The organism is Burkholderia sp. Se-20373, assembly GCF_017104705.1.
Taxonomy (GTDB): Bacteria; Pseudomonadota; Gammaproteobacteria; order Burkholderiales; family Burkholderiaceae; genus Burkholderia.
Window position 1 is genome coordinate 36,578 of the sequence record NZ_JAAGPH010000061.1, and the last position, 7,774, is coordinate 44,351.

Annotated in this window: 6 protein-coding genes; 2 read left to right on the forward strand and 4 right to left on the reverse strand. The window is 69.4% G+C overall.

All coding sequences use genetic code 11. From position 1 onward, the window contains the following. Window positions 1–19: 19 nt before the first annotated feature. Entirely contained in the window at window positions 20–2,455 is a 2,436-nt protein-coding gene (locus G3N96_RS20580; RefSeq protein ID WP_206138286.1) for a PEP-utilizing enzyme, read from the forward strand. A gap of 40 nt (window positions 2,456–2,495) precedes the next feature. On the opposite strand, the gene G3N96_RS20585 is transcribed toward G3N96_RS20580, so the two are convergent. Next, a complete protein-coding gene (locus G3N96_RS20585) occupies window positions 2,496–2,870 on the reverse strand; it encodes a sugar ABC transporter ATPase (protein ID WP_124578820.1) in 375 nt (124 codons plus the stop codon). 267 nt (window positions 2,871–3,137) lie between these two features. Between G3N96_RS20585 and G3N96_RS20590 the strand changes: the two genes are divergently transcribed. Further along, a complete protein-coding gene (locus G3N96_RS20590) occupies window positions 3,138–4,118 on the forward strand; it encodes a helix-turn-helix domain-containing GNAT family N-acetyltransferase (protein WP_206138287.1) in 981 nt (326 codons plus the stop codon). Window positions 4,119–4,358: 240 nt separating this feature from the next. Here the strand turns inward: G3N96_RS20590 and G3N96_RS20595 are convergent, their stop codons facing one another. From G3N96_RS20595 to G3N96_RS20605, 3 genes are all read right to left on the reverse strand, one after another. Beyond that, window positions 4,359–5,429, reverse strand: coding sequence for a substrate-binding domain-containing protein (locus G3N96_RS20595; protein WP_206138288.1), 1,071 nt, complete (start codon window positions 5,427–5,429; stop codon window positions 4,359–4,361). Window positions 5,430–5,596: 167 nt separating this feature from the next. Then, entirely contained in the window at window positions 5,597–6,655 is a 1,059-nt protein-coding gene (locus tag G3N96_RS20600) for an ABC transporter permease (RefSeq protein WP_206138289.1), read from the reverse strand. After that, a partial coding sequence (locus tag G3N96_RS20605) for an ATP-binding cassette domain-containing protein (protein WP_241022745.1) occupies window positions 6,652–7,774 on the reverse strand: 1,123 nt, incomplete at its 5' end. The genes G3N96_RS20600 and G3N96_RS20605, both read right to left, overlap by 4 nt.

Sequence of the window (7,774 nt, forward strand, 5' to 3'; positions counted from 1 at the left end):
GCCCGCCGACGACGCCACCATGAGCAAACCGATCCTGTACCTCCTCGCCGGCAACGGCAGCGCGGCCGACTGGTGGGACGATGCACTGCCCCACTTCCGGCATTACCAGCCTGTGCCGCTGGAACTGCCGGGCTTTGGCGACAACCCCGCGCCGCCCTGCGAGGATCTTGCCGCCTATGCGCAAGCGCTGCTCGACATGACCGAACCGGGCCACGCGATCATGGCGGTCGGGGTGAATGCGCTGCTGGTGCTGCATGCGTTGCAGCGACGCCCCGGCCACTTCAGCCGCAGCGTGCTGCTCGCGCCCGTTGGTGCGTTCCTGTGGGAACGGCGCCTGCCGAAACTGATGGCGCCGAAGCCGCTGCGCAAGACCATCCACTGGCTGCTCGCGCATTACCCGACGCTGTTCGCCCGCAAGTTCTCGAACCTGACCTGGACACGCGCACAGTACCGCCGCATGGGCGCCGGCTATGCGCGCTGCCGAGCGTTCCTGCCGCATTGGGATCTCGTGCGCGCCGATACCGCGCTGCCGCTGCTCGAGTGGGTCGCCGATCGCATCGAACTCGTGTGGGGCGACCAGGACAACGTGCTCGGCGTGCGCCAGGCCGCCGCATGGTCGGCGATCCTCGCGCGCGCCGACCTCACCGTCACGCTGCAGGCCGGCTGGGGACACTATCCGTGGATCGACGCGCCGGCGGCATTCGTGCACTGGCTCGAAGCGGGCGATGCCGGTTTCGTCGCGCACACCAAGGGCGGGCGCCTGGCGCTGGCCGCGATGGCCGGCCTGCCCGTGCCGCCCGCGCTGTCGCTGACCCGCGCCGACGATCCGCGCCTGCCCGGCTTTCTCGCGAGCCAGCCCGACGCCGAGTGGGCGATCCGCTCGTCGAGCCACGGTGAAGACCAGGCCGATGCGGCCAACGCCGGCCTGCATACGACGTTCCTGCGCGTACCGGCAACGCAGGCGGCCGCGCGCGTGGCCGAGCTGCTCGACGGCGGCCTCGAGGAAGCGGTCGTGCAGCGCTTCATCACGCCCGTGCTGTCGGGCATCGCGTTCGTGCGGCATCTGGCAGTCGAAGTCGAATGGGTGGAAGGTCACCTCGAAACGCTCGCCGACGGGCAGGCCAGCCCGCAACGCGCGATCCTGTCGCGGCTCGGCGAACCCTGGCAGCGCGGCACGTTCCCGACCGCGCACGGCTTGAGCGCGACCCAGCTGTGGGCCTTCCTGCAGCGCGTGCTGCGCGCGTTCCATTACGTGCCGGGCGACGTCGAATGGGCGTGGGATGGCAAGCAGCTGTGGCTGCTGCAGTACCGTCCGATCAGCAGCTACGGCTGGCACCGGCATCTGACCGCCGCCAACATCGCCGAGATCCTGCCGCCGCAGCCGAGCCGGCTGGTCGAGTACGCGCAACGGCGCGCGGCCGGCAGCATCCCGGCGATCATGGCACGCTGGGATGCACGCGTACTGCAGGACAACGAACCATTCACCGCGCTCTATGGCGGCGCGTCGTACATCAACAACGACCTGTTCCTCGCCCGCCTCGCCGACTGGGGCGTGTCGGCCGGCAACTACAGCGGCGAGATCGGCGGCGCGACGCCGCCGCTGCGCTGGCGCCCGCTGCGGCTGCTGCGTTCGCTGCCGGTGTTCTGGCGCATGCTGCGCGTCGCGCGCGGGCATCTGCCGACGCTCGAGCGCGGCTTGCAGCGCTTCGACCAGGAACTCGCGACGCTCGTCGAGCGACGCGCCGACGGCCAGCAACTCGCCGACTGGTTCACGCGCTTCTACGTGTTCGTGGTGCAGGGCAACCTGTGCATCGCGTCGTCGCTGGCCAGCAGCGGCGGCGCACTGTGGGGCCGTCCGCCGACCGCATACGGCCAGCTCGACGACAGCCCGCATCGCCTGCCGTGGGAAACCGATCCGGGCACCACGCGGCCCATGGCTACCGACCTCCCGCTGCAGGCGTTTCCCGACTGGCCGCTGCCGGTTCGCGTGCTCCACGCGCTCGGCGCGCCCGGCATGCGCGGCTGGTATCTGCAGGTGCGCGAGTGGTATCGCGACAACCTGATGCGCGTGTTCTTCCGCCTGCATCATGCGATGCCGGCCGCCGATCGCGGCACGTGGTTCGCGCCGCATCCCGAGCGCCGCGAACGCAACGGCAGCTTCTGGCAGGACGGCGGCGAAGGCACCGACGAGGCGGCCGGCTTCATGATCTATCCGGGCCACACGCAAGGCGTGCTCGGCCACGACATCCTGCTGGAAGACACGCTCGATCCGGGCCGGCATGCGCAGTACCAGGCCGCGCGCGCCGTGATCGCGCGCATGGGCGGCCGGCTGTCGCACGGCGCGACGCTGCTGCGCGAACTGCGCAAGCCGTCGGCCGTGCTGCCGCGCGTCGATGCGGCGTGGATCGGGCGCGAGGTGCGGCTCAGCGACGGCCAGCTGACGCTGGTCGAATGAGTGCGGCGCGGTTGCCGCGCGCCTGAGCCTGAGCCGTTACTCAGCGCACCGGCGTACGGACTACCCCGTCCACCTTCAGCGTGCGCCGGTCATGCGCGGCTTCGTATTCGACCGTCTGCGCGGGCGTGACGGCGCCGTACGACCGGCCGTTCACATAGACGGTGCCGTCCCGCAGTTCGACCCGGTCGCCGTTGACCGTCGCGGTGGCCCGTTCGCCCTGCAGCACCGCTCCCGAGCAGCCGGCGGTCGAAAAGCTTCTGACCGACGTGCCCGGCATCGCGGCGGTCCCGCCCGGATCCGCCGCATGCGCCGCGCTGCACGGCGGCGCATCCATGCTGCCGGCCGCGTGGACCGTGCCGGCGCTGATGCCGCACCCGGCAAGCAACGCAATCGTCATCGCCTTCAGAGGGTTCATGGTGAGCTCCGTTGTCCGCCGCCGCGGATCGATGACCGGCCGACGCTCGTGCTCGCATGGCAGGCCGGCCGGATGCATCCAGTATGCGTCCGGTCCGCGGCACGCCGCCATCCGCGTCAGTACCACTCGTCGCCGCCCTGGTTCGCGCCGACACCGGCCTCCGGAAACACCTTCCGCGGTGCAACCCGTCCCCATGAAAATCCACCTTGATCAAGTTGCGACCCGCAACTATTATTGATTGCGATCCGCAACCTTTCCAGGCCACCCATGGACCTCATCGACGCTCCCGCCAAGCCTCGCGAAGCCACGATCCTCGAGCTGCGCGACTTCTCCCGCAAACTGGTTCGCGAGCTCGGCTTCATGCGCGCGACGCTGGCCGACAGCGACTGGGCGCCGTCGGCCGTCCACGCGATCCTCGAGATCGGAATGGCGCCCGGCATCAACGCCCGCGATCTCGGCGATATCCTGCGGCTGGACAAATCGAACACGAGCCGGCAACTCGCGCGGCTCGAGGCGGCCGGGGTCGTCGAGCGGCGCGTATCGAGCGACGATGCACGCGCGATCGAGCTATACCTGACCGCCGAAGGGAAAAAGCTCCAGAAGAGAATCGATACGTTCGCGACGGACCAGGTATCGAATGCGTTGCGCCGCATGGTGCCCGCCGACCAGCAGGCGCTGCTGCGCTCGCTCGCGCTGTATGCCGATGCGCTCGCGCAGGACAACGCCGCGAAAGCGCCCGTCGCCGCGCTCGATGCGCCGGCGATCCGCGAAGGTTACCAACCGGGCTGCATCGGCGATATCGCGAGCCTTCACGCGCGCTTTTATTCGGAACACTGGGGCTTCGGCGCCTTTTTCGAAAAGCGCGTGGCGACCGAGCTGGCCGAGTTCGCCGGTGCGCTGCCGGCCGACGGCAAGGCGCTTTGGCTATGCCAGGAAGACGGGCGGACGCTCGCGTCGCTCGCGATCGACGGCGACCCGGCAACCGGCATCGCGCACCTGCGTTGGTTCATCGTGAACGACGCGCTGCGCGGGTCGGGCATCGGGCGCCGGCTCATGACGGAAGCCATGCGCTTCGTCGACGCGCAGCGGTTTCGCGAAACCTACCTATGGACGTTCAAGGGGCTGGACTCGGCACGCCATCTGTACGAGTCGTTCGACTTCACACTGACCGACGAATCCGCGGGCACGCATTGGGGCACCGAGGTGGTCGAGCAGCGCTTCAGCCGGCCGGGGCCGTCGGGCGATTGAAGGGCGACGGGACCGCTCCGACGCGCTACCCCATCCCGAAGAGCGAATCGAATGCGTTCTTGATTTCTCGATGTAAAAGACGAACGCGCACGATGCCCCAGACGAGTATCGCGGTAACGACGGCGAATACCGCACGCGTATCCAGATCTCGCGCATGCCGCTGCGACCGAGCGCGTGCGCGGTCACCTTCAGCGTCCGCGTCTCGAGAATGCGATCGGCGCGCGCTACGTGCCGAGGCGCTCAGTCGACTGCCGGAATCCATGCGGCAGTCGCCGCGCCGCTCGCGCGGAACGCCGGAAACTTCGCGGCGAGCTCGGCCACGGTATGAATGTCGTTCTTCACGAGATCGTCACGCGTGATCAGCGTCGGCTTCACTGCGATGCGCGCGCCCGGGTCCTGCCCTGCGACCAGCAGCGCGGCGGCCCGCACCGACACCGCGCCGACGACCGCCGGATTGGTCGCGGCCGTCGCGACCCACGCGCTGTTCGGCGCGCGGATGGCCTCGATGTCGGCCGTCGACACGTCCGCGCTGTAGATGCGGATTTTCGACGAGAGCCGGGCCTCGTCCGCCGCGAGCTTTGCGCCGCGCGCGAACTCGTCGTACGGCGCGAACACGACGCGAATGTCGGGATTCGCGCGATACACGGCCGCCGCCTGGTTCGCGACCGATTGCGCGATCGGATTGTCGACGGTGCCCCAGCGCGCCTTTTCCTGCACCTTCGGGTGCGCACGCTTGAAATCGCGCCACGCGGCATCGCGCCGGTCGAGCGGCGCGAATCCGGCCACGTACACGTACCCGGCCGCGAACGCGTCGCCGTTGTCCTTCACGGCCCGATCCAGCAGCAGGTTCGCCAGGTCGCGATCGTTCTGCTCGATCTGCGGCACCTTCGGATTGGCGAGATCGACGTCGAACGCGACAACCTTGATGCCTTTGTCGAGCGCGCGCTGAACGACGTCCTTCAGCGATTCCGGCAAGCCGTGATTGACGATGATCGCAGACACGCCGATGCTGATCGCCTGCTGAATCTGCTCGCGCTGCTCGGCCGCGTCCTGCCGGCCTTCGTAGATGCGCAGGTCGACGCCGAGCGCCCGTGCCTGCTTCTGCGCGCCGGCTTCGTAGGCCTGGAAGAAATCGCCGGTCGACAGGTAGTTGACGAGCGCGATCTTCACGCCGCCCTTGTCGAACGGCGCAGGCGCCCCCTTGAGCGGACCGGCGTGGGCCGTGGGCACACCGAACCCGAGCGCGGTGCCCAGCACGAGTGCACCGAGTTTCAGTTCGATACGCGACTTTCGGCGAAGCAACGAGCGCATGGCGTGTCTGTCTCCAAACAAGGACGATATCGGCTCAATCTATCAGCGCGCCACGCGAATTCAAACCGACCGATTCGGCAATCGATATTACTTTGGATGACAAACGATCCAGCCTGAAGATGATTCGAACCGTGGGTGCCCGATCCCGGTCTCGGCGATCTCACGCATCACACGCGGGCATCGGTACGGCGACCGATGCCGAACGTAAATGCAAGGGCCAGCACGAGCAGTACGCCCTTGATGAAATCCTGCATGTAGTAGGGTGCGTTCAGCATCGTGAGCCCGTTGAGCAGCACGCCGACGAACACCGCCCCGACGACCGTGCCGAATACGTTGGGCCGCTTCGCGCCCCACACCGCGTAACCGATCAGCGCCGCCGCCACCGCATCGAGCAGCAGCGAGTGGCCCGCGCTCACGTCGCCGCGGCCGACCCGCGCGGCGATCAGCACGCCGCCCAGCGACGCGATCGCGCCCGACACGACATACGCGGCGACGCGGTAGCGCGCGGCCGGTGCGCCGGCCAGCCGCGCGGCCGTTTCGTTGCCGCCGATCGCATAGATCACGCGGCCCCAGCGCGTCGCTTCCATCGTCACGCAGGCCAGCACCGTCACCGCCGCGAGCAGCAGGACCGGCAGCGGTACGACGTCGAACACGCGCAACCGGCCGAGCGCGAGAAAGGCGTCGGGGAACACGCCCGTCGCATCCGTGCCGTCGGGCAGCACGGAGCCGGTCGCGAGCGAACGGCCGCCGGTCGGGATCAACTGCAGGCCGGCCAGCAGGAACAGCGTGCCGAGCGTCGCGAGCTGGTCGGGCACGCGCAGCCGCGTAATCAGCAAGCCGTTGAACAAGCCGGCGGCCACGCCAAGCACGACGCAGGCGAGCACGGCCGCCCATGCGCTGCCGTGCCAGACGACCAGCACGTAGCTCGCGGCCATTTGCGCGGTCGCGGCCACGCTGCCGACCGACAGGTCGAAGCCGCCGGCCGCGAGCGTGACCGTGACGCCGATGCCGAGCAACGCGACGATCGACACCGCCTGCAGGATGCTGAACAGATTGTCGAGGTTCAGGAACGCGGGCTCCCTGAGCGCGAACACGACCACGAGGACGGCCAGCACGAGCAAGATGCCCGTCCGTTCAAGTACATCGCGGATGCGCGCCGGCCCGGGGCGCGACGACCGTTCGACGGATGCGGCATGGCGGACAGCGGAAGAAGTCACGGGTTTCATGAGCAGGCACGCACGATGGAAGAAGGGGGAGGCACGCATTCGAGCGTCGCGCGATCGAATCGCACGATACGATCGGCGATCTCGGCCGCTTCCTCGAGATCGCTGACGAACACGATCGTCGTGCGCTCATGCGCATGACGTCGCAGCGTATCGACGATATCGGCACGCGCGCCCGCATCGATGCCCTGGAACGGCTCGTCGAGCAGCAACAGCCGCGCCGGCTCGGCGTGCCAGCGCGCGAGCACGACCTTCTGCTGGTTGCCGCCGGACAGGTGGGCGACGCGATCGTCGGGCCCGTCGCAGCGAATGCCGAACCGCGCGATCGCCGCCGCGGCGGCCGTGCGTTCGCGCGTTCGGCGCACCGCGCCGCTCGCGAACCAGCGCGACAGGAACGGAAAGCCGATCGTGCCCGCGATCGACGCGAATGGAACGCTGTCGGGAAACAACGACGTACGCCAGCGATCCTCGCCGGCAAGGAATACGCCGGCGCGAATTGCATCGGCCGGCGAACGTGGCCGCCATGGCCGCCCGTCGAGCGTCATCTCGCCGGCCGCCGCGCGCACCGCGCCGAAGATCGTCCGCGCGAAGCGCGACTTGCCGCCGCCGACGGGGCCCGCGATCGCGACGATCTCGCCGCGCTGCACATCGAGGTCGAACGGCGTACTGGTCGGCGTCAGCCGCATCTGCCGCACGCTGAAGCCTGGGCCCGGGCCGGCTCCGGCTCCGGCCAGCCCGGCACGCTCCGGCGCCGGTTCACGCGTACGCGGCAGCGGCCGGCCGATCATCGTTTCCACCGCGGCGTCGAAATCGATCGGCGCGGCCAGGTCGGCGACGATCCGGCCGTCGCGGACGATCGCCGCGCGGTCGGCGATGCGGCGCAAATCGCCGAGCCGATGCGACACCAGCAGGACGGCGACGCCGTCGCGGCGCAACGCGTCCACCAGCACGAACAGCCGCTCGGCCTCCGCCGCCGACAGGCTGGCGGTCGGCTCGTCGAGAATCAGCAACGATGGCTGCCCGGCCAGCGCACGCGCCAGGGTCACGCGCTGCTGGTCGGCCAGCGACAGCGAGGCGAGCGGTGCGGCCAGGTCGACGTCGAGCCCGACCCGTGCGGCGAGC